Annotated in this window: 19 protein-coding genes; 5 read left to right on the top strand and 14 right to left on the bottom strand. The window is 73.4% G+C overall.

Features of this window, described 5'->3' with window-relative positions; genetic code table 11:
- Positions 1-120: 120 nt before the first annotated feature.
- The gene (locus tag AC5JJ1_RS17110; protein ID WP_495786310.1) at positions 121-1,080 is read right to left on the bottom strand and encodes an NAD(P)-dependent oxidoreductase; all 960 of its coding nucleotides are present in this window, start codon (positions 1,078-1,080) and stop codon (positions 121-123) included.
- Positions 1,080-1,865 (bottom strand): class II aldolase/adducin family protein, encoded by a 786-nt coding sequence (locus tag AC5JJ1_RS17105; protein WP_495786309.1) that lies wholly within the window; start codon positions 1,863-1,865, stop codon positions 1,080-1,082. Before AC5JJ1_RS17105 ends, AC5JJ1_RS17110 begins: the two co-directional genes overlap by 1 nt.
- 220 nt (positions 1,866-2,085) lie before the next feature.
- Between AC5JJ1_RS17105 and AC5JJ1_RS17100 the strand changes: the two genes are divergently transcribed.
- Positions 2,086-2,529, top strand: coding sequence for a helix-turn-helix domain-containing protein (locus AC5JJ1_RS17100; protein ID WP_495786308.1), 444 nt, complete (start codon positions 2,086-2,088; stop codon positions 2,527-2,529).
- A 10-nt stretch (positions 2,530-2,539) separates the two neighbouring features.
- On the opposite strand, the gene AC5JJ1_RS17095 is transcribed toward AC5JJ1_RS17100, so the two are convergent.
- The 8 genes from AC5JJ1_RS17095 to hrpB all read right to left on the bottom strand — a co-directional run bounded on the left by AC5JJ1_RS17095 (position 2,540) and on the right by hrpB (position 12,412).
- The gene (locus tag AC5JJ1_RS17095) at positions 2,540-3,400 is read right to left on the bottom strand and encodes a glucose 1-dehydrogenase (protein ID WP_495786307.1); all 861 of its coding nucleotides are present in this window, start codon (positions 3,398-3,400) and stop codon (positions 2,540-2,542) included.
- Positions 3,401-3,544: 144 nt separating this feature from the next.
- Entirely contained in the window at positions 3,545-4,336 is a 792-nt protein-coding gene (locus AC5JJ1_RS17090) for an enoyl-CoA hydratase/isomerase family protein (protein WP_495786306.1), read from the bottom strand.
- Complete coding sequence (locus tag AC5JJ1_RS17085) at positions 4,329-6,197, bottom strand: acyl-CoA dehydrogenase family protein (protein ID WP_495786305.1); 1,869 nt, start codon at positions 6,195-6,197, stop codon at positions 4,329-4,331. The genes AC5JJ1_RS17090 and AC5JJ1_RS17085 overlap by 8 nt, the downstream gene beginning before the upstream one ends.
- A gap of 46 nt (positions 6,198-6,243) precedes the next feature.
- Positions 6,244-6,576 (bottom strand): hypothetical protein, encoded by a 333-nt coding sequence (locus AC5JJ1_RS17080; RefSeq protein WP_495786304.1) that lies wholly within the window; start codon positions 6,574-6,576, stop codon positions 6,244-6,246.
- 7 nt (positions 6,577-6,583) lie between these two features.
- Positions 6,584-7,927 carry a HAMP domain-containing sensor histidine kinase gene (locus AC5JJ1_RS17075; protein WP_495786303.1) on the bottom strand — a complete coding sequence of 448 codons (1,344 nt, stop codon included), beginning with the start codon at positions 7,925-7,927 and terminating at the stop codon, positions 6,584-6,586.
- A gap of 113 nt (positions 7,928-8,040) precedes the next feature.
- Positions 8,041-8,721 (bottom strand): winged helix-turn-helix domain-containing protein, encoded by a 681-nt coding sequence (locus AC5JJ1_RS17070; RefSeq protein ID WP_495786302.1) that lies wholly within the window; start codon positions 8,719-8,721, stop codon positions 8,041-8,043.
- Between the two features lie 30 nt (positions 8,722-8,751).
- A complete protein-coding gene (locus AC5JJ1_RS17065; RefSeq protein ID WP_495786301.1) occupies positions 8,752-9,828 on the bottom strand; it encodes a trypsin-like peptidase domain-containing protein in 1,077 nt (358 codons plus the stop codon).
- A 97-nt stretch (positions 9,829-9,925) separates the two neighbouring features.
- Positions 9,926-12,412 (bottom strand): ATP-dependent helicase HrpB, encoded by a 2,487-nt coding sequence (hrpB, locus tag AC5JJ1_RS17060; protein ID WP_495786300.1) that lies wholly within the window; start codon positions 12,410-12,412, stop codon positions 9,926-9,928.
- 235 nt (positions 12,413-12,647) lie between these two features.
- Between hrpB and AC5JJ1_RS17055 the strand changes: the two genes are divergently transcribed.
- From AC5JJ1_RS17055 to AC5JJ1_RS17040, 4 genes are all read left to right on the top strand, one after another.
- A complete protein-coding gene (locus AC5JJ1_RS17055; protein ID WP_495786299.1) occupies positions 12,648-12,896 on the top strand; it encodes a hypothetical protein in 249 nt (82 codons plus the stop codon).
- 59 nt (positions 12,897-12,955) lie between these two features.
- Entirely contained in the window at positions 12,956-13,306 is a 351-nt protein-coding gene (locus AC5JJ1_RS17050) for a hypothetical protein (RefSeq protein ID WP_495786298.1), read from the top strand.
- A 149-nt stretch (positions 13,307-13,455) separates the two neighbouring features.
- A complete protein-coding gene (locus AC5JJ1_RS17045; RefSeq protein ID WP_495786297.1) occupies positions 13,456-15,495 on the top strand; it encodes a protein-disulfide reductase DsbD family protein in 2,040 nt (679 codons plus the stop codon).
- A gap of 25 nt (positions 15,496-15,520) precedes the next feature.
- A complete protein-coding gene (locus tag AC5JJ1_RS17040) occupies positions 15,521-16,402 on the top strand; it encodes a polysaccharide deacetylase family protein (RefSeq protein WP_495786296.1) in 882 nt (293 codons plus the stop codon).
- Here AC5JJ1_RS17040 and AC5JJ1_RS17035 read toward each other — a convergent pair.
- The 4 genes from AC5JJ1_RS17035 to AC5JJ1_RS17020 are packed head-to-tail and all read right to left on the bottom strand — an operon-like array spanning position 16,390 to position 19,712.
- Positions 16,390-16,686: a hypothetical protein gene (locus AC5JJ1_RS17035; RefSeq protein ID WP_495786295.1), complete on the bottom strand. Its 297-nt coding sequence runs from the start codon at positions 16,684-16,686 to the stop codon at positions 16,390-16,392. The two genes, AC5JJ1_RS17040 and AC5JJ1_RS17035, sit on opposite strands and share 13 nt — an antisense overlap.
- Positions 16,683-17,570, bottom strand: coding sequence for an ABC transporter permease (locus AC5JJ1_RS17030; RefSeq protein ID WP_495786294.1), 888 nt, complete (start codon positions 17,568-17,570; stop codon positions 16,683-16,685). The genes AC5JJ1_RS17035 and AC5JJ1_RS17030 overlap by 4 nt, the downstream gene beginning before the upstream one ends.
- Positions 17,570-18,442: an ABC transporter permease gene (locus AC5JJ1_RS17025; protein ID WP_495786293.1), complete on the bottom strand. Its 873-nt coding sequence runs from the start codon at positions 18,440-18,442 to the stop codon at positions 17,570-17,572. The genes AC5JJ1_RS17030 and AC5JJ1_RS17025 overlap by 1 nt, the downstream gene beginning before the upstream one ends.
- A 10-nt stretch (positions 18,443-18,452) precedes the next feature.
- Complete coding sequence (locus AC5JJ1_RS17020; RefSeq protein WP_495786292.1) at positions 18,453-19,712, bottom strand: ABC transporter substrate-binding protein; 1,260 nt, start codon at positions 19,710-19,712, stop codon at positions 18,453-18,455.
- Between the last annotated feature and the right edge of the window lie 19 nt (positions 19,713-19,731).

Raw genomic sequence — 19,731 nt, 5'->3', positions numbered from 1 at the left:
GCCAGATTCGCCGATTTCAGACCAGATGGGAATCCGACAGGCTGCTAGAGCGGGTTCCGTGAACCTATGCGAACGGAAACCGCATTAGCCGCGCCGGGGCCATGAGCCCGAAGCGTTGGATCAAGCGGCCCAGCGGCGGAGGTTGTCGCAGAAGATGGCGGCGACGCGCTCCGCCAGCCCCTCCCCCGCCGCGGCGCTGTGCGGGGAGATGATGACGTTGGGGAGGCCCCAGAAGGAGCTCGCGGGCGGCAGGGGTTCCTCGGTGAAGACGTCGAGGAAGGCGCCGAAGAGGTGGCCCGACTGGAGGGCGGCGAGCAGCGCCCCCTCCTCCACCACGCCGCCGCGGGAGACGTTGACCAGACCGGCGCCGGCGGGGAGCAGGGCGAGGGCGGCGGCGTCGATCAGGTTGCGGGTGGTCTCGGTGAGCGGGCAGGCGAGGATCAGCCAGTCGGCGCGGGGCAGCAGTTCCGGCAAGGCGGCGTAGGGGGCGGCGGCAGCGAAGTCCGGCGGGGGCGGTGCCGCGGCCTCGCGGCGGATGCCGATGGGGAAGAGGCCGAAGGCGGCGGCGAGCCGGGCGATCTCCTGCCCGATCGGGCCGGTGCCGATGACGAGCGCGGTCTGGCTGGCGAGGTCGGGCGGCTCGCCGGCGCCGTAGAGGGGTTCCCAGGCATGGCGGCGCTGCGCCTCCATCACCCGCGGCAGGCGCCGGGCAAGGGCGAGGAGGCCGGTGATGGCGGTCTGTGCCACCGGCAGGGCGCTCGCGCCGCTGGCGCCGACCACCTCGATCCCCCTCGCGCGCATCGCCTGGTAGGGCGCCATGTCGGTGCCGGCGGAGAAGGTCTGCACCCGGCGGATGTCGGGCGCAGCGAGGACGACCTCGACGAAGCGCCGGAAGCGGGCGGTGAGGCGGTGGCGCGTGCCGCCCTCGAAGAGGTCGCGGGAGACGAAGGCCGTCTCGACCCCTGCCGTCCCCGGCAGCGGGCCCTCGGGTGCTGTGGGGATGAGCGCTGCGCCCGGCAGGGCGGCGCGGATGCGCGCGCCGTGCCGGGCCTCGGCGACATCCGAGAGCAGGATGCGCATCAGGTCCGGTAGCTGGGATCGATGCGGTCGAGCTTGCGCAGCAGCGCCGGCCAGTCGAGCAGGCCGAAGGGGCGGCGGACATGCGGCTGGTAGTTCATGTAGGTCTTCTCGACCACATCCTCCGGCACCTTGATCATTGGGCTGTTGCAGGACATCGCCGCGATCTGCGTCCGGCAGGAGAGTTCGAGGCGGTGCAGCGCATTGAAGGCCTCGGGGATGGTGCGGCCGACGGTGAGCAGGCCGTGGTTGCGGAGGATCATCGCGTTGTTGTCGCCGAGGTCGCGCACCAGCCGCTCCTGCTCGGAGAGGTCGAGCACCACGCCGTTGAAGTCGTGGTAGCTGATATGGGCGAAGCGCATGCTGGTCTGGGTGTTCGCCAGCAGCCCGCATTCCAGCGTCGAGACCGCCATGCCGGCCCAGGTATGGGTATGGGCGACGCAGGCCAGGTCGTGCCGCGCCTTGTGGATCGCCGAGTGGATGACGAAGCCGGCGCGGTTCACGCCGTAATCCTGGTCGGGGAAGTCCGGCTTCAGCAGGATGTTGCCGTCGTAGTCGACCTTCATCAGCGAGGAGGCGGTGATCTCCTCGTAGAGCAAGCCATAGGCGTTGATGAGGAAGGCGTCCTCGCCCGGGACGCGGACGGAGACGTGGTTCGCGATCAGGTCGCTCATCTGGTAGAGGTCGACCAGGCGGTAGCAAGCGGCCAGGTCGATGCGGGCCTGCCATTCCTCCGGGCTGACCTTATGGCGCAGCGAGGGGATGCGGTATTCGGTGCCGTCGAGCATCGCTTCTTCCTTTGCGGACGCGGCCGGTATCCCGCACCCGATCGGCGATCCTGTCCAGCATGGCGGGACCCCGGCGCCTGCCGGTGCAACGGAGGCGGTTCCAGAAATGAGGCGGCGGCGACGATTTTGAGTGAAAGCTCGGCCGGTTCGACTCATTAGGTCTTCTCAACCAGTGCGGGAAACATTACGATACAGCGCAAGTTGCCGGTGGTTGACGCCCATGCCGCGGATCGCTCCGACCTCCCTCCCTGTCCTGCCGCTTGGCCGGGAGCCCGGCACCGGCCCGGCATCCGCCGAGCCGATCCATCATCGCCTGAAGCGGGCGCGCCTCGACGCCGGGGTGACGCTCGCGCAGATGGGCCTGGCGCTCGGTGTCAGCCCGCAGCAGGTGCTGAAATATGAGCGCGGGCAGAACCGGCTCTGCGCCGACCGGCTGCCGGTCTGGGCGACGCTCTCCGGCACCTCGGTCGAGGCGCTGCTCGGCCAGGCGCGGGGGCATGCCCTCGCCCATCCGGCCGGCGATGGGGTGATGAGCCTCGTCCAGGCCTTCACCGCCATCGGCGACGCCTCCGTCCGCCAGGCGCTGATCGACACGGCGCGGGCGCTGGCCCTGGCCGACCGGCAGCGGCGGGAGAAGCCGGGCTTCGCCTTCGCCGCCGATTGAGCGGCGCCGCCTACAGGATCGGCTTGCCGCCGGTCACAGCGATCGTCGCGCCGGAGACGTAGCTCGCCTCGTCGGAGGCCAGCATGACATAGACGGGCGCGAGCTCCGCCGGCTGGCCGGGGCGGCCGATCGGCACCTCGGAGCCGAAGCTCTTCACCTGCTCGACGGGCATCGTCGCCGGGATCAGCGGCGTCCAGATCGGGCCCGGGGCGACGCAATTGGCGCGGATCCCCCGCTCGGCGAGGAGCTGGGCGAGGCTGCCGGTGAAGTTCTGGATCGCCGCCTTGGTCGCCGAATAGGGGATGAGCTTCGGCTTCGGCGTGTCGGCATTGACCGAGACGGTGTTGATGATGGCCCCGCCCGGCTTCATGTGCGGCAGCGCCGCCCTGGTGATGCGGAACATGGCGTTGATGTTGACGTCGAAGGTGTAGTCCCACTCCTCGTCGCTGATCTCGTCGAGGCTCTCGCGCGTCATCTGGTAGGCGGCGTTGTTGACTAGCACGTCGATCTTGCCGAAGGCCCTCGCCGTCTCCTCGACGATGCGGCGGCAGACCGCCGGGTCGGCGATGTCGCCGCCGATGCGGATGGCGCGGCGGCCGGCGGATTCGACGAGGCGGGCGGCCTCCGCCGCATCCTCCTCCTCGTTCAGGTAGGCGATGGCAACATCGGCGCCCTCGCGGGCGAAGGCGAGGGCGACGGCGCGGCCGATGCCGCTGTCGCCGCCGGTGATGATCGCGGCCTTGCCGGCGAGGCGGCCGGAGCCGCGGTAGCTGGCCTCGCCATAGTCGGGAGGCGGGTCCATCGGCGCGTTGCGGCCGGGCGTCTGGTCCTGATGCTGTTCGGGCAGCGGCGGGCGACGGTCGTCGGGCATGCGCGGGTCCTCCGGAGCGTGATCGCCAGGGGCGCGGATCACGCGGCGCCACAAGAAGGCCGGAGCATGATCGCGGACCATGCTCCATGGAGGCCAACGCAAGCCAGGCCGATGGTTCGGCCGCTGCCGCGGAACGAGGGGTGGTTATTTACCGCGGAAGACGGGCTTGCGCTTCTCGGCGAAGGCGGCGGTCGCCTCGCGGTGGTCCTCCGTCGCGCTGACGACGCCGACGCAGCTGGCGGCGAAGGCGAGCCCGTCGCGGAAGCTGCTGGTGAGGCCCTGCATCACCATCCGCTTCATCAGCCGGATGCCGACGGTGGGGCCGGAGGCGAGGCGCTCGGCGACCGAGTAGGTATGGGTCATGAGCTGGTCGTCGGGGACGGCCTTGTTGACGAGGCCGATACGCTCCGCCTCGGCGGCGGAGACGAAGTCGCCGAGCCAGAGCATCTCCAGCGCGCGCGGCAGGCCGACGAGGCGCGGCAGCATCCAGGCGCCGCCATCGCCGGCGACGAAGCCGACCTTGATGTAGGTCTCGGCAAACCTCGCACTCTCCGCGGCGAAGCGGAGGTCGCCCATCAGCGCCATGTCCATCCCCGCGCCGGTGGCGGCGCCGTTGACCGCGACGAGATAGGGCTTGTCCAGCTCCATCAGCGTCAGCGGGATGCGGTGGACATGGTCGGTGAGGTACTTGGCGCGGTCCCAGGGCTGCTGGCCGCCGGCGGTGTTGGCCGCCATGCGCTTCACGTCGCCGCCCGAGCAGAAGATGCGGCCGGCGCCGGTCAGCACCACGCAGCGGACGGCGTCGTCTTGGATGCATTCCCGCAGGGCCTGTTCCCACTGCGCCAGCATCTCGGTGGTAAAGGCGTTGCCGCTGTCCGGGCGGTTCAGGGTGATGGTGGCGATGCCGTTCGCCTTTTCGAAGAGCAGTTCACTCATCGTCCGTGTCCTCTGTCTCGTCCGGCATCCTGCCCTGGCCGGCGATGAGGGGCCACAGGCCGGCAAGCCCGGCGCGGCGGGCGCGGCGGCCGAGCCGGCTTGCCCAGTCGGACTCGGTGCCGAACTCGCCGGACCAGGCGGTGACGCGGCGGGCCAGCGCCGGATCCTGCCCGGGGATGGCGAGCGCCGCCTCGGCCGCGGCATGGGCCTGGAGGCGGGCGCAGGCGATGGCGAAGCGGCCCGGCTCGCGCGCGGCCCGGCGCAGGGCGAAGCGGGCGCCGGCCAGCAGCGCGCTGCCGCGGCGGCCGCGGGCGAGGCGGCCGAGGGCGCCGAGCATGGCGGCCGAGCGGAACAGGGCGCCGAGCGCCCGGAGGCCGGCGGGGCCGAGGCCGGCGCCGGGCTCGCCGGCGGCGAGGACGGGCATCTCCTCCAGCAGGACGAGGTCGCGCGGCTCGCCGGCGCCGTTGCGGCCCTCGACACCGATGGCGGGGCGGCCGGCGAGGATGGTGCGGCGGCCCTCCAGCACGATGACCGCGGCTGCGGCATCGCGCGCCCAGGGCAGGCGGTGGAGGTGGCCGGAGAGCAGCCCGTCGGCGAAGCGGGGCGCCTCGCCGGGGAAGACGGGGCCGATGGTCAGCGGGCCGATGGGCGGGGCGAGGCCGGCCAGGGCCAGGGCATGGTGGCCGAGCAGCGTCTCCGCCACCGGCAGCGGCGCCCCGGCGGCGCCGGCCGCCTCGGCGATGGCGAGCAGGCCCGGCAGCCCCTCCCCCTCCCCGCCGAGCTCGGGCGGGAGGGCGGCGCGGAGCACCGGGCCATCCTCCAGCGCCGCCCACAGCCCGGCATCGAAGCCGGAGGCAGGGCCGGCGGCGAGCAGGTGCGCCGTCTCGGCGGCGAGCGGATGCCGGGCGCGGGCGGCGCGGCGGATGGCGGGGACGGGCGGCAGGAGGGGCGGCGGCTCGACCGGAGCCGGGCGGGCCTCCTCCGGCAGGAGGCGGCGAAGGGCGGCGGGGATGGCCTCCGCCGTCTCGGCGGCCAGGGCGGCGAAGCCGGGCGAGGCGCGGCCGGCGCGGGCGAGGCCCATGGCCTGCAGCGTGGCGCAGCCGGCGAGGAGGCGGCCGAGCACCGGCTCCGCCTCGGGCGGGGCCTCGGCCGCGGCGAGGGCGCCGAGCAGCGGCAGATGGGCGAGCCAGGCCCCTGGCGCCCCGCGGGCGATGCCGGCGACCTCCTGCCAGATCGCCAGCCCCCCCTCCGGCGGGCCGAGCAGGCGGTCCGCGGCGAGGAAGACGCCGTCGAAGGTCAGGCGGCCGGCGCCGAGCGGGGCGATGCCCGGCAAGGCGAGATCGACGAGGAAGAGGCCGAGCCCGCCCTCGTCGGTGCGGGCGAGCAGGACCAGCCGGCCGAGCGGGTCGCCGACCAGCCGGCATCGGCCGCCGAGGCGCCAGCCGCCTCGGTCCGGCCGGGCCAGGCAGCGCGCCGCCTCGCCATGGGGCAGCGCCGCTTCGGTGAGGCCGATGCAGGCGCCGAGGCGGCCGGCGGCGAGGCGCGGCAGGATCTCCTGCTGCTGCTCCGGCGTGCCGGCGGCGAGGAGCAGGGGGCCGGCAAGCCACTCGGCTACCCAGCTCGCCCGCAGCGGCGCGCCATGCGCGATCAGCTCCTCGGCGATGACGTGGCGGGCGCGGGCGCCGCTCTCCCCGCCGCCGAGGCTGCGCGGCCAGGCCGTGCCGATCCAGCCGCGGGCTCCGAGCCGGGCGGCGAAGCCGGGATCGACCGGGCCGAAGCTGCCCTGGGACCGGTCGAACCCGTCGGCGGCGAGGAAGGCGCGCACTGCGCGCCGCAGCCCCGCCGCATCGGCCTGCCTCATCCCGGACCCTCCGCCACCGCGGAGAGGCTAGCCCAGCCGGGCGGCGTTATCGATTGCCGGTATTGGCCTGCGCGGCGCGGACGGCGCGCCGCAGCTTGGCGATGCCGACGCGGACATGGCCGTTGCCGCAGAGCCGCATGCCCTCGGCCGCCAGGCTGCGCGAGGGCTCCATCGTCGCCGCCGGCATGTCGGCCAGGCGCGCGGCGAGGCTGCCGCAATACTCGATGGTGTCGGTGGTCACGCGCGGGCCCGGCTCGGCCGAGGCGGACATCGCCAGAGCCAGGAGCAGCGCGGGTGGCGTGACGAGGCTTTGCATGGCCTGGCACAATGCGGCCGGCGGCCTGATCCGGCGATGGGCGATGGATGACGCTTCGGTCATGGCTGGCTCAGGGCTTCGGCAGGCACAGCACGACGCGGAGGCCGGGCGGGGTGCGGCCGGGGGCAGCGTCCTCCAGGCGCAGCTCGCCCGCATGCAGGTGGATCACCGCCTGCACGAGGGAGAGCCCGAGGCCGGAGCCGGGCGTGGCACGCGCCTTGTCGGCGCGGAAGAAGCGCTCGCCGGCATGGGCGCGGTCCTCCGGCGAGAGGCCGGGGCCGTCATCGGCGACGGCGACCTCGATCGCGGCCGGGAGGGCGCGCGCCATGAGCTGCACCCTGCCGCCGGGCGCGGTGAATTTGATGGCGTTGTCGAGCAGGTTGGCGACGGCCTGCAACAGCAGGTCGCGGTCGCCGACCAGGTCGAGCCGCTCCGGCAGGGTGATGACGAGCTCCTGCCCGCGCGCCTCGGCGGCGACCTCGTAGATCTCGGCCGCATCGGCGAGGACGGGGACGAGGTCGAAGGGGGCGAAGGCGGCGCGGCGGGCGCCGGCCTCGGCCTCGGCGATGCGCAGCAGGGCCTGGAAGATGCGGCTGATGCCGTCGAGATCGGCGATGCCCTGCTCGATCGCGGCGCGGAGCGTCGCCTCGTCCGGCGGGGCGCCGGGCTGCGCGCCCTCGGGCGCCTCGGAGAGCGCATCCTCGAGCTTGGCGCGGGCGCGGGCGATCGGCGTGCGGAGGTCGTGGGCGATGGCGTCCGAGACGCCGCGCACGCCCGCCATCAGCGTGGCGATGCGCTCCAGCATGGTGTTGAGGGTCCTGGCCAGGCGGTCGAACTCGTCGCCGCGGCCGGAGAGGGCGACGCGGGAGGAAAGGTCGCCGCCGGCGATCGCCGCCGTGGTCGCGAAGACCGGGCGCATGCGGGCCTGCAGCGCATGGCGCAGCAGCCAGGCGCCGAGGAGCGCGAAGAGCACCACGGCGCCGGAGGCCCAGAACACGCCCTCGGTCAGCAGCCGGCGGAGCTGCTCGCGCTCCGACTCGTCGCGGCCGATCATGAGGCGGAGGCCGGGCAGGTCGAGCCGGTGCAGCCGCGCCTCGGCGGCGACGCCGTCATGCAGCACGCGGGTGCGGAACCAGGCGCCCTCCGCCGGCGAGGAGGCGGGCCAGCGGTCGAGATTGCCGGCGAGGCGCCGCGTGCCGTCGGCCTCCATCAGCAGGTAGATCGAGTCGTTCTCGACATCGACGGCCAGCCGCTCCTCGATCGCCTCGGCGAGGCCCGTGGCGCCCGCCTCCCGCCAGCGCTCGGCGAGCGCGATGGCGTCGGCGCGGATGGCGGCATCGGTCTGGCGGTCGAGCGCCCCCGCCGTCGCCCACCAGAGCACGGCGACGAGGGCGATGGCGGCGGAGGCGAACATCGCCGCGAAGAGCAGGGCGAAGCGGAAGCCGGCGCTGCGCAGCAGCCGCGGCGGGCCGGCAGCCAGGCCCGGGGCCAGCGCCTGGTCGGCCCGCAGGCGGGAGGAAAGCTCGTTCAGGGCTCGGCCCGGATCATGTACCCCGCATTCCGCACCGTGTGGATCAGCGGCCGGTCGAAGCCCTTGTCGAGCTTCTGCCGCAGGCGCGAGACATGGACGTCGATGACGTTGGTCTGCGGGTCGAAGTGGTAGTCCCAGACCTTCTCGAGCAGCATGGTGCGCGTCACCACCTGGCCGGCATGGCGCATCAGGTGCTCCAGCAGGCGGAATTCGCGCGGCTGCACGTCGATGCGCTTGCTGGCGCGAGTCACCGTGCGGGAGAGCAGGTCGAGCTCGAGGTCGGCGACGCGGAGCTTGGTCGCGGGCGCGTCGACCGAGGGGCGGCGGCCGAGCGCCTCGACGCGGGCCAGGAGCTCGGCGAAGGCGAAGGGCTTGGTCAGGTAGTCGTCGCCGCCGGCCTTCAGCCCCTTCACCTTCTCGTCGACCGCGGTGAGGGCGGAGAGGAAGAGCACGGGGGTGCGGTTGCCCTGGCTGCGCAGCGTCTCGACCAGGCGGACGCCGTCGACGCCGCCGGGCAGCATGCGGTCGAGCACCAGCATGTCGAACTGCTCGGAAGCGGCAAGGAACAGGCCGTCGCGGCCGTTGGTGGCGTGCTCGACGGTGTGGCCGGCCTCCTGCAGCCCCTTCCTCACGAAGCGGGCGACCTCGGCATCGTCCTCGACCAGCAGGATGCGCATGGCGGCGGGTGTCCTTGTGGGTGCGGGATATTAACCCTGGCCGGGGCGGCGGCCAACCTGGACGGGCAGCTCGCGCTCCCGCCCCTCCCGCAGCACGGTCAGGCGGACGGTCTGGCCGGGCGGGACGGCGGCGACGGTGCGGACCAGGGCGCGCGAGGTCTCCACCCGGTCGCCATTGATGGCGACCACGACGTCGCCCTGGCGCAGCCCGGCGCGGCCGGCGGGGCTGGTGCGCTCGACGCCGGCGATGAGCACGCCGCGGCGGGTGGGGCGGCCATCCTCCGGCACCAGGTCCTGGACGGAGACGCCGAGCCAGCCGCGCTCGACCCGGCCGTCGCGCTTCAGCTGCTCGATCACCGGGCGGGCGAGGTCGGAGGGGGTGGCGAAGCCGATGCCGGCGGAGGCGCCGGAGGGCGAGTAGATCGCCGTGTTGATGCCGATCACCTCGCCGGCGGCGTTGAAGAGCGGGCCGCCGGAATTGCCCGGGTTGATGGCGGCGTCGGTCTGGATGAAGTCGTCGAAGGGCCCGGCGCCGATCTCCCGCCCGCGCGCCGAGACGATGCCGGAGGTGACGGTGCCGCCGAGGCCGAAGGGATTGCCGGCCGCCAGCACCCAGGAGCCGACGCGCGTCGTCCCGGAGCTGCCCCAGGGCACGGCGACGAGGCTGTGCGGCGACTCGACCTTCAGCAGGGCGAGGTCGGTCAGCTCGTCGGAGCCGACGATGCGGGCGGTGACCTCCGTGCCGTCCTGCAGCGAGACGACGACGCGGCTGGCATTGCCGATGACGTGGTTGTTGGTGACGACGAAGCCCGCCGGGTCGATGACGAAGCCGGAGCCGGCGCCGGAGACCTCCTGCCGCCGGTTGCGCAGCCGGTCGCGGAAGTAGCGCTCGAGCGGGGTGCCGCGCAGCTCGGGCGGGAGCTGGGCCACGGTGGTCTCGCCGGTGACGGCGATGTTGACCACGGCGGGGAGGACGCGCTCTGCGAGGTCCGCGAAGTCGGGCAGCAGGCCGCGCTGGGCGCTGGCCGGGTAGGGCGCGGTGGCGCAGCCGGTCAGCAGGGCGGCGCAGGCGAGGCCGGCGTGGCGGCGCGTCAGGGTGGCGGACATCAGGGGGCGCGGTCCTCGGGGCGGGGCGTGTCGGGGCTGCAGCCCAGTTTGGGAAGATGGATGCGATCCTTCAACCTCCGGACTGGTGACGGTCGGTTCATCCGCCGCGGCCGGGGCGGGGCGGGTCGGCGGCGGCGGCGGCCGGGTCCTCGGGCCAGTGGTGCTTCGGGTAGCGGCCGCGCATCTCCTTCCGCACCTCCAGCCAGCCGCCGCGCCAGAAGCCGGCGAGGTCGCCGGTCACGGCGACCGGCCGGCCGGCCGGCGAGAGCAGGGCGACCTGCAGGGGGATGCGGCCCTCGGCGAGCGGCGGCAGGCGGGTCAGGCCATAGAGGTGCTGGGGCCGGGCCTCGAGCGTCGGGGTCTCGCCGGCGTAGTCGATGGCCGCGCTGCGGCCGGCGGGGAGGTCGATTCGGGCCGGAAGCGCGGCGTCGAGCCGCCGGCGGCGCTCCCAGGGGAGGTCCGCCAGCAGCAGGTCGGGCAGGTTCAGCGCGGCCAGCTCCGAGAGGCGGGAAAGGCCGTGCAGGTGCGGCGCCAGCCAGTCCTGCACGCCGGCGACCAGCGCCGCCTCCGACCGGTTGGGCCAGGCCTCGCCTTCGACGGCGCGGATCCAGCGGAGGCGGGCCTGGAGCTGGCGGGCGGCCGGCGTCCAGGGCAGGTCGCGGAGGCCGCGGAGCGCGACGGCCTCGGCGAGGGCGGCCGCGACCAGCGCGGGGTCGGGGTTGGGGAGCGGCTGCTCCTCCAGCACCAGCGGGCCGAAGCGGAGGCGGCGGCGGGCGAGGACGGCATTGGCGCGGGCGTCGAAGGCGGCGCCCTCCTCGCGGCGGAAGCGGCCGGGGAAGCGCCTCTCCAGCACGGCGCGGTCGAGCGGGGCGGCCATGCGGATGCGCGCCTCGGTGCCCTGCAATTCGAGGTCGGCGACGGCGAGCAGGGGGGATTTCCCCAAGGGGTCGGTTGCGGGAAGGCGGGCGCCCTGCCCCGAGGCCAGGCGGAAGGCGCCGGCCATGACTCCGCGCCTGGCGGCGATGCGGTCCGGGAAGCCGGCGGCGAGCAGGGCGCCGGGATCGCCCTCGGGCTGCGCGCCGCCGGGCAGGCCGAGGCGGCGGCGGTGCAGCGCGGCGGCGCGGCGGATGCGCTGCACGGTCGGGCGGTCGGCATTCGGGTGGTCGGCGCCGTGCAGCAGGTCGAGGCGGAGGGCGATGTCGCTCGGCGCCTCCCGGCCCCTGATGGGGTCGCGCTCCTCCAGGAGGGCCGCGAGGTCGGCGGCGAGCGCCCCCTCCCCCTCCCCCTCGGCCGCGGCCAGCATGCGGGCGAGGCGGGGATGGGTGCCGAGCCGGGCCATGCGGCGGCCGGTCGGGGTGATGCGGCCCTCGGCATCGAGCGCGTCGAGGTCCCCGAGCAGGGCGCGGGCGGCGGCGAGCGCCCCGGCCGGGGGTGGGTCGAGCCAGGCGAGGTCGCCGGGCGCGGCGCCCCAGGCGGCGAGGTCGAGGGCGAGGCCGGAGAGCTCCTCCTCCAGGATGGCCGGGCGGTCCTGCGGGGCGAGGCCGCGATGCAGCGCCTCCGACCAGAGGCGGATGGCCACACCCGGCGCGGTGCGGCCGGCGCGGCCGGCGCGCTGCTCGGCGGCGGCCTTGCTGATGCGGACCGTGACGAGGCGGGCGAGGCCGGTCGCCGGGTCGAGCCTCGGCGCGCGGCGGAAGCCGCCATCGACGACGATGCGCACGCCGGGGACGGTCAGCGAGGTCTCGGCGATGGAGGTGGCGAGCACGACCTTGCGGCGGGGCCCGGGCGCGAGTGCGCGGTCCTGCTCGGCGGGGGGAAGCTCGCCATGGAGCGGCAGCACGTCGGCCGCGATGCCGGAGAGGCGCTCGGCGGTGCGGCGGATCTCGCCCCAGCCGGGGAGGAAGGCGAGCACGTCGCCCTCATGCTCGCGCAGCGCGGCGCGGATGGCGGCGGCCATCGCCTCGGGCAGGTCGCGGGCGTCCGCGAGGTCGCGGGGCCGGTGCTCCACCGTGACCGGGAAGGCGCGGCCGAGGGATTCGATGGTCGCAGCGCCGCCCATCAAGCCGGCGAAGGCGGTGCCGTCGAGCGTCGCCGACATCGCCAGCAGGCGCAGCTCGGGCCTGAGGCCGCGCTGGAGGTCGAGGCAGAGGGCGAGCGCCAGGTCGGTGTCGAGGTTGCGCTCATGCGCCTCGTCGAGGAGCACGCCGGCGACGCCCTCAAGGCCGGGATCGGACTGCAGGCGGCGGACGAGCAGGCCCTCGGTCACCACCTCGACCCGCGTCGCCGCCGAGACGGCGCGGTCGAGGCGGGTCGAGAGGCCGATGGTGCCACCGGGGCCGGACTCGCCGAGCAGCTCGGCCATGCGGCGGGCCGCGGCACGGGCGGCGACGCGGCGCGGCTCGAGCACCAGCAGCTTCCCTGCCGCGGCCCAGGGCTCCTCCCGCAGGACGAGCGGGACGAGCGTGGTCTTGCCGGCGCCAGGCGGGGCGATGAGCACGGCATTGGGGCCGGCGCGGAGGGCGGCGGTCAGCGCCGGCAGGGCCTCGGCGACGGGGAGGTCCCAAGGGAGGTCGGGAGGAAGCATGGCGGGGGCATAAGGCCAAAGCGCCGGATTTGACACCGTCGCGCGACAATTCGCCGGGGCGCGACATGCCGGTGCGACACGGCAGCGCGAGAACAGAACTGCCACCTCGCGTTCGTGGCATGGACGCGAGGGGGGTCGATCCGCCGCAGAAAACACGCGCTGGTTGCGAAAAAAGGTTTGCTCGCGGCTCCGTGAAGTGTATACCTTATCCTATCGCGCAAAAGTGAGGATGGCCATGCAGACCAAACTCCCCGCTGGCAAGGCCCGCCGCCTGCCCACCGCCACCGCCGATGCCGCCGACAGCCGGCGCCGGTCGCTGAGCGCCATCATCGCCCACAAGCGCCGCTGCCGCGATGCCGGCCTGCCGGACAGCGCGACCATCTCCAGCATGGTGGAGGCCTTCCTCGCCGCCGGCGGCGCGGTCACCGCCTGCCCACCTGCCTATGTCCTGCCCGTGCAGAACGGCGCCGGGCGCCAGGGCTGACCCATCCAGCAGGCCCGATTCCGGGCCGGCCCCGAGACCCGCTGACGGATCACGCCCCCATGTCCGAGATCATCGTTTTCCCACTCGCCCGCCCGCCCGCCCCGGGGATGCCGCGCCACGGCGAGGAGGTCGCCACCCTCGCGGACCGGCTGGGCAAGATCGAGCGCAGCGAGAGCGCGGACGAGTCGATCATGGAGCTGCTGGTCGATGCGGAGCTCGCGGCGCTCGCCGCGCTCGCTGCCGCCCCGGCCCGCTGCCATGCGGACGTGACGCTGAAGCTCGCCACCCTGCTGCGCCGGGTGGAGGCCGATGAGGAAGGCCTGATGCCCGAGGGCGAGACCGCGCTGCTGCGCTCCGCGCTGCGCGACCTGCGGCGCCTGGCCCGCCGCCCGGTGGCGGCGCGGGCCTGAGGCAACAGCCCCGCCGCAGCATTGGCGGCGGGGGAGGCATTTCAGCAAGGTTTTGAGACCGGTAGGGGGCCGGGGGCGCTACGGGCGTCCCCGGCCTTCTTTTTCGTGGGGGCTTGCGGCCGGCGCGGGCCTCCCCCCTTTATCCGCCCATGCGGTGCCTGCTCGCCCTCCTGCTCCTGCTGACCCTGCTGCCCGGTGCCGGCCGGGCGGCGGAGAGCGCGGCGCAGCGCTCGCCGCGGGCGGTGGCGACGCTGGTGGCGGACCGGGTGGCGGTGGCGCCGGGCGAGAGCCTCCGGCTCGGCCTCAGGCTGGCGCTGGCGCCGGGCTGGCACACCTATTGGCGCCATGCGGGCGATGCGGGGGCGGCGCCGGAGATCGCCCTCACCCTGCCCGAGGGGGCGGCGGCGGGCGGCGTCGCCTGGCCGGCGCCGCGGCGCATCCCGACCGGGCCGCTGATGAGCTTCGGCTATGAGGGCGAGCTGCTGCTGCCGGTCGCCGTCACCGTCCCGGCCGGGGCAACGGGCGAGTTCACGGTGGAGGCGGAGGCGAACTGGCTGGTCTGCGCAGAGCTCTGCATCCCGGAGGAGGGACGGTTCCGGCTGAGCCTGCCGGTCGCGGCGCGCGGCCAGGCGGATCCGGCGCTGGCGTCGCTCTTCGCCGCGGCGGAGGCGGCCGCGCCGCGGCCCCTGCCTTGGACGGCGCGGGCGGCGTTGGAGGGCAGGCGCGGCAGCCTCACCCTTGCGGGCGAGGGGCTGTCGGCGGCGGCGCTGCGGGAGGCGGAGTTCTTCCCCGACGCGCCGGGGCTGATCGAGAATGCCGCGCCGCAGGCGCTGCAGGCGCGGGACGGGGCGCTGACCCTCAGCCTCAGCCGGCCGGAGGGCGCCGCCATGCCGGCGACGCTCACCGGCGTGGTGGCGCTGGTGGATGCGGCGGGCGTGCGCTCGGCCTATGACGTGGCGGCACCGGTGGGCGGGGCGGTCGAGGGCGGGAGCCTGCCGCTCTGGCAGGTGCTCGGCTCGGCGCTGCTCGGCGGGCTGCTGCTGAACCTGATGCCCTGCGTCTTCCCCATCCTCGCCATGAAGGCCATGGCCCTCGCCAGGCTCTCCGGCGCGGCGCGGCGCGAGGTGCGGGCGCATGCGGCGAGCTACACGGCGGGGGTGCTCGCCTGCTTCCTCGCCCTGGCCGGGGCGCTGATCGGGCTGCGGGGGGCGGGCATCGCCGCGGGATGGGGCTTCCAGTTCACCGCGCCGGCCTTCGTCGCCGTCCTCGCCTGGCTGATGCTGGCGGTCGGGCTCAACCTCTCCGGCGTCTATGCGGTCGGCGGGCCGGCGGGGGCCGGGGCCGGGCTCGCCGCGCGCGGCGGGCATGCGGGGAGCTTCTTCACCGGGGCGCTCGCGGTGCTGGTGGCGACGCCCTGCACCGCGCCCTTCATGGCGGCGGCGGTCGGGGCAGCGCTGGCCTTGCCGCCGGCCGGGACGCTGCTGGTCTTCGCCGCGCTCGGCCTCGGGCTGGCGGCGCCCTATGCGCTGCTCGGGCTCTTCCCCGGCTTGGCCGGGCGGCTGCCGCGGCCGGGCGGGTGGATGGAGGCGCTGCGGCAGGGCCTCGCCTTCCCGATGTACGGGGCGGCGGCCTGGCTCGCCTGGGTGCTGGCGCAGCAGGCGGGGCCGGACGGGCTGCTGCTGCTGCTCGGCGGTGCGGTGCTCATCGGCTTCGCCGCCTGGGCGCTGGGGCTGGCGCAGCGGGGCGGCGGACGGGCCGGGCGGATGCTGGCGGCGGCGGCGGCGATCGGGGCGCTCGCCCTGCTGCCGGGGCTCGCCGCGGCGCCGCCGGCCGCCGGCACCGAGGCGCGGGCGGATGCCTGGTCGGCGACGCGGGTCGCGGCGCTGCAGGCGGAGGGGCGGCCGGTCTTCGTCGACCTCACCGCGGCCTGGTGCATCACCTGCAAGGTCAACGAGCAGCTGGTGCTGCGGAGCGGCCCGGTGCAGGCGGCCTTCGCCGGGCGGAACCTCGCCTATCTCGTCGGCGACTGGACCCAGGGCGACCCGGCGATCGGCGCCCTGCTGCGCGAGCACGGGCGGGAGGGGGTGCCGCTCTACCTGCTCTATCCCGCGGGCGGCGGGGCGCCGCAGGTGCTGCCACAGGTGCTGACCGAGGGTATCGTGCTGCGGGCGCTGGCCGAGGCCGGCTAGGCGCCGTCACGCAAGGGGGACGGTCATGGCCAAGGAAATCCTGTGCGCCTTCAGCATCCATTGCGACGCGGTGGCGGGCTGGCTCGGCAGCTACATGGGTGAGGACAGCCCGGGCGACATCAGCCGCGGCGTCTTCGCCGCCGAGGTCGGCATGCCGCGCATCCTGCGGCTGTTCGAGCGCTTCGGCCTGACGCAGAGCTGGTTCATCCCCGGCCATACCATCGAGAGCTTCCCGGAGCAGACCGACATGGTCGCCAAGGCCGGGCACGAGATCGGCCTGCATGGCTACAGCCACGAGAATCCGCTGGCGCTCAGCCGCCAGCAGGAGGAGGCGATCTTCGACAAGTGCATCGGCCTGATCGAGAAGCACTGGGGCCGGAAGCCGGTCGGCTATGTCGCGCCCTGGTGGGAGGTGAGCGCGACCAGCATCGAGATCCTGGTCGAGCGCGGCATCGCCTACGACCATTCGCTGATGCACCACGACTGCACGCCCTACTATGTCCGCACTGGCGACGGCTGGACGCCGATCGACTACTCGAAGCCCGCCGAGAGCTGGATGAAGCCCTTCACCCGCGGCAAGACCACCGGCCTCGTCGAGATTCCGGCCTCCTGGTATCTCGACGACCTGCCGCCGATGATGTTCATCAAGAAATTCCCGAACAGCCACGGCTATGTCTCGCCCCACCAGCTCGAGCAGATCTGGCGCGACCATTTCGACTTCATCTACCGCGAATACGACTATGCCGTGGTGCCGATGACCATCCACCCGGACGTCTCCGGCCGGCCGCAGGTGCTGATGATGCTGGAGCGGCTGATCGCCCATATGCTGAAGCACCCCGGCGTGCGCTTCGTCACGCTGGAGGAGATGGCGCAGGACTTCCGGCGGCGCTCGCCTCAGCCAGCCTGAGCGAGCAGGTGGCGGGCGATGGTCAGCCATTCCTCCTCAAGCGTGCCGGCCGGCATCGCCCGGCCGGCTCGGCGGTACCAGTAGCCGGCATTGGCGAGGTCGCCCTCCTTGCGGTGCAGGTAGGCATGCACCCAGGCGCTGTCGGCATCCTCGCCCGCCTGCGCCGCCGCATGGGCGGCATCCCAGTCGCCGCGCGCATCCTCGGCCAGCGCCCGCAGCGGCCCGCCGAGCGGCGGCAGCCCCCCGCCCCCGCGGGCGGCGCGCAGCAGCTCCTCCGCCGTCATCCGAGCAGCCGCTTCGCCGCCCGCCGCCTGGCGACGAAGACGCCGAGGAAGGCGAGCGCGATCACCAGCACCGAGACGCCGGTGACGACGGTGCCGAGGGCGTAGATCTCCGGCGTCGTCACCGTGCTGGTGAGGCCCTGGAGCTCGAGCGGCAGGGTATTGGCATCGCCGATCGCCTGGCTGGTCCGCGCGATCTCGTCCCAGGAGAGGGTGAAGCCGAAGAGCGCGACGCCGACCAGGCTCGGCGCCACCAGCGGCAGCACGACGTGGCGGAAGACCTGCCAGGGCGAGGCGCCGAGGTCGCGCGCGGCCTCCTCCAGGTCGTTTGGGAAGCGGTTGAACACGGCGAACATGATGAGCAGGCCGAAGGGCAGCGTCCAGGTGAGATGCGCCCCGAGCCCCGAGGTGAAGAGGCCCATGGCCGTGGTGTAGCCCTCGTTCAGCCATGCGACGCCATGCTCCTCGGCGAAGGCCTTCACCGCATCGTCGAGTAGGCGGAATTCGAGGGCGATGCCAAGCGAGACAACGATGGAGGGCACGATCAGGCTGGCGATGGTCAGGTTGAAGAGCAGCCCCTGGCCGGGGAAGCGCCGGCGGAAGGCATAGCCGGCGAGGAGCGAGATCACCGTCGTCAGCACCATGACGACGAGGCCGAGCCGCAGCGAGCGGCGGAAGGAGGACCAGATGTCGATGACGCCGGCGCCGCGCCAGAGCGTTTCGTACCAATGGGTCGAGACCCCGCGCAGCGGGAAGGTCAGCCCGCCCTCCGGCCCCTGGAAGGACAGGACGAGGATGGTGAGCGTCGGCCCGTAGAGGAAGACGACGAAGAGCAGGAAGAAGGCCCCGAGCAGCCAGAAGGAGAGCGGGCGGCGATCCTCGTCCATCACAGCTCCCGCCGGATGTCGATGAGCCTGGTCATCGCCGCGATCACCAGCAGCACCAGGCCGAGCAGCACCACCGCCTGGGCCGCGGCCGCCGGGAATTGCAGGTAGGACATCTGCACCTGGATCACCTTGCCGATGGAGGCGATCTGCTGCCCGCCCATCACGCCGATGGTCACGAAGTCGCCCATCACCAGCACGATGACGAAGATGGAGCCGATGACGAGCCCGGGCTTGGTCAGCGGGATGACTACATGCCGGAGCGTCTGCCAGCCGCTCGCCCCCGCATCCTGCGCCGCCTCGAGCAGGCGGCGGTCGATCCGCATCATGCTGTTGAAGACGGGGACGGTGACGAAGAGCGTGTAGAGGTGGACGAAGGCCAGCACGACCGAGAAGTCGGAGAAGAGCAGCCAGTCCTGCGGCTGGTCGACAAGGCCGGTCGCGATCAGGGCCTGGTTCACCACCCCTTCGCGTCCCAGCAGCGGTAGCCAGGAGATCATGCGGATGACGTTGGAGGTGAGGAAGGGCGCGGTGCAAACCAGGAAGAGCGCCATCCGCACCGTGTCCGAGCGGATATGGAAGGCGAGGAAATAGGCGATGCCGAAGCCGAAGAGCGTCGTGACCGCCCAGACCATCGCGCAGAGCCGGAGCGTCGAGAGATAGGTGCCGAAGGTGGCGCAGAGCCCCTCCGAGATGTTGGAGCAGCCCTCGAACATTTCGACATAGTTGCGCGAGGTGACGTCCGGCACCAGCGAGTACTCCGTGTAATTCCACAGGCTGACGACCCCGGTCGCCAGCAGCGGGAACACGAAGAAGAGCAGCAGCACCAGCGCCAGCGGCGCCGCCTGGAGCAGCGGCGCCACAGGACGGCCCATCGGGCGGCGGTCAGGCGGCGATGAACTCATTCCATTTCCTGACCATGTAGTCGTTCTCGTCCATGACGGCGTTCCAGCAGGCGACGGCGCCCATGCGCGCGTCGAAGCTGCCGCCGTCGCGCACCGACCCCGCCTTCTCCATCACCGTGCCGTCGGGCGCCTTAATGTCCTGCGCCGCCGGCTTGCCCATCATCCAGAAGTCCCACTCATAGGGTTCCATGTTCTTCTGCGCCGTCGACAGCACGGCCGAGTAGTAGCCCTGGCGGTTGAGGAAGGCGCCGGCCCAGCCGGAGAGGAACCAGTTGATGAAGTCGTAGGCGGCGTCGAGCTTCCGGCCCGACAGCGTCCTCGGCAGGCCGAAGCCGGCGGCCCAGGCGCGGTAGCCCTCCTTCAGCGGCTGGTAGGTACAGGGAATGCCGCGGCTGCGCACCGCCGTCACCGCCGGCGACCACATGGACTGGATGACCGTCTCGCCCGAGGCCATCAGGTTGACGCTCTCGTTGAAGTCCTTCCAGAAGGCGCGGAACTGGCCGGCGCGCTTCGCCTCGGTCAGCACCCGCATCGTCAGGTCGATCTCGGCGCGAGTCATGTTGCCCTTGTCGGCGTATTTGTGCCGGCCCATCGCCTCCACCGCCATCGCCGCATCCATGATGCCGATCGAGGGGATGTTGAGGATGCTGGCCTTGCCCTTGAACTCGGGGTTCAGCAGCTCCGACCAGCTGGCGATCGGGCGGCCGACCTTGTCCGGGCGGATGCCGAGCGTGTCGGCATTGTAGGTGGTCGGGATCAGCGTCAGCCATTGCGTCTGGCCGGAGGCGAAGGTCTTGCCGTCGCGCGCGGGCAGGTAGCTGACCTTGATCGGCGCCGTGCCCTGGTCGCCGATCTTCTTGCCGGCCACCTCGCCCTTGGTGAAGACGGTGGTGATCTCGTTGACGAGCTTGATGCGGTTGGCATCCATCCCGACCAGGTTGCCGGAGGGGATGATCTTCTTCAGCATCCAGTACTCGGAATCGAGGATGTCGAAGCTGTTCGGCTGCGTCACTGCGCGGCGCACCACGTCGTCCGAGGTGACAGGGATGTATTCGAGGGTGATGCCGAGGTCCTGCTTCACCTTCTCCTTGATGCCGGCATGCTGGTTCACCGCCGTGCCGACATAGCGCAGCGTCACCGCCTCCTGCGCATGCACGGCGGGGGCGGCGAGGCCTGCGGCGGCAAGGCCGGCCGCGCCTTGCAGAAGCTGGCGGCGGCCAGCGCGAATGGGCTTGTCCATGCCTCGGGTCTCCTTCTCC

It is taken from the genome of Belnapia sp. (assembly GCF_059504005.1).
The sequence above is the reverse complement of the archived record's forward strand: the minus strand, read 5'-3'. Positions and strand labels throughout refer to the sequence as shown.

Excerpts from the sequence above, each read along its gene's own strand:
- AC5JJ1_RS17045 (WP_495786297.1), top strand. The coding sequence starts at position 13,456 with ATGCGGTGCCTGCTCGCCCTCCTGCTCCTGCTGACCCTGCTGCCCGGT.
- AC5JJ1_RS17050 (WP_495786298.1), top strand. The coding sequence starts at position 12,956 with ATGTCCGAGATCATCGTTTTCCCACTCGCCCGCCCGCCCGCCCCGGGG.
- AC5JJ1_RS17100 (WP_495786308.1), top strand. The coding sequence starts at position 2,086 with ATGCCGCGGATCGCTCCGACCTCCCTCCCTGTCCTGCCGCTTGGCCGG.
- AC5JJ1_RS17110 (WP_495786310.1), bottom strand. The coding sequence starts at position 1,080 with ATGCGCATCCTGCTCTCGGATGTCGCCGAGGCCCGGCACGGCGCGCGC.
- AC5JJ1_RS17085 (WP_495786305.1), bottom strand. The coding sequence starts at position 6,197 with ATGAGGCAGGCCGATGCGGCGGGGCTGCGGCGCGCAGTGCGCGCCTTC.
- AC5JJ1_RS17075 (WP_495786303.1), bottom strand. The coding sequence starts at position 7,927 with ATGTTCGCCTCCGCCGCCATCGCCCTCGTCGCCGTGCTCTGGTGGGCG.
- AC5JJ1_RS17055 (WP_495786299.1), top strand. The coding sequence starts at position 12,648 with ATGCAGACCAAACTCCCCGCTGGCAAGGCCCGCCGCCTGCCCACCGCC.
- AC5JJ1_RS17020 (WP_495786292.1), bottom strand. The coding sequence starts at position 19,712 with ATGGACAAGCCCATTCGCGCTGGCCGCCGCCAGCTTCTGCAAGGCGCG.
- AC5JJ1_RS17080 (WP_495786304.1), bottom strand. The coding sequence starts at position 6,576 with ATGACCGAAGCGTCATCCATCGCCCATCGCCGGATCAGGCCGCCGGCC.
- AC5JJ1_RS17030 (WP_495786294.1), bottom strand. The coding sequence starts at position 17,570 with ATGGACGAGGATCGCCGCCCGCTCTCCTTCTGGCTGCTCGGGGCCTTC.
- AC5JJ1_RS17035 (WP_495786295.1), bottom strand. The coding sequence starts at position 16,686 with ATGACGGCGGAGGAGCTGCTGCGCGCCGCCCGCGGGGGCGGGGGGCTG.
- AC5JJ1_RS17105 (WP_495786309.1), bottom strand. The coding sequence starts at position 1,865 with ATGCTCGACGGCACCGAATACCGCATCCCCTCGCTGCGCCATAAGGTC.
- AC5JJ1_RS17065 (WP_495786301.1), bottom strand. The coding sequence starts at position 9,828 with ATGTCCGCCACCCTGACGCGCCGCCACGCCGGCCTCGCCTGCGCCGCC.
- AC5JJ1_RS17095 (WP_495786307.1), bottom strand. The coding sequence starts at position 3,400 with ATGCCCGACGACCGTCGCCCGCCGCTGCCCGAACAGCATCAGGACCAG.
- AC5JJ1_RS17025 (WP_495786293.1), bottom strand. The coding sequence starts at position 18,442 with ATGGGCCGTCCTGTGGCGCCGCTGCTCCAGGCGGCGCCGCTGGCGCTG.
- AC5JJ1_RS17070 (WP_495786302.1), bottom strand. The coding sequence starts at position 8,721 with ATGCGCATCCTGCTGGTCGAGGACGATGCCGAGGTCGCCCGCTTCGTG.
- AC5JJ1_RS17040 (WP_495786296.1), top strand. The coding sequence starts at position 15,521 with ATGGCCAAGGAAATCCTGTGCGCCTTCAGCATCCATTGCGACGCGGTG.
- hrpB (WP_495786300.1), bottom strand. The coding sequence starts at position 12,412 with ATGCTTCCTCCCGACCTCCCTTGGGACCTCCCCGTCGCCGAGGCCCTG.
- AC5JJ1_RS17090 (WP_495786306.1), bottom strand. The coding sequence starts at position 4,336 with ATGAGTGAACTGCTCTTCGAAAAGGCGAACGGCATCGCCACCATCACC.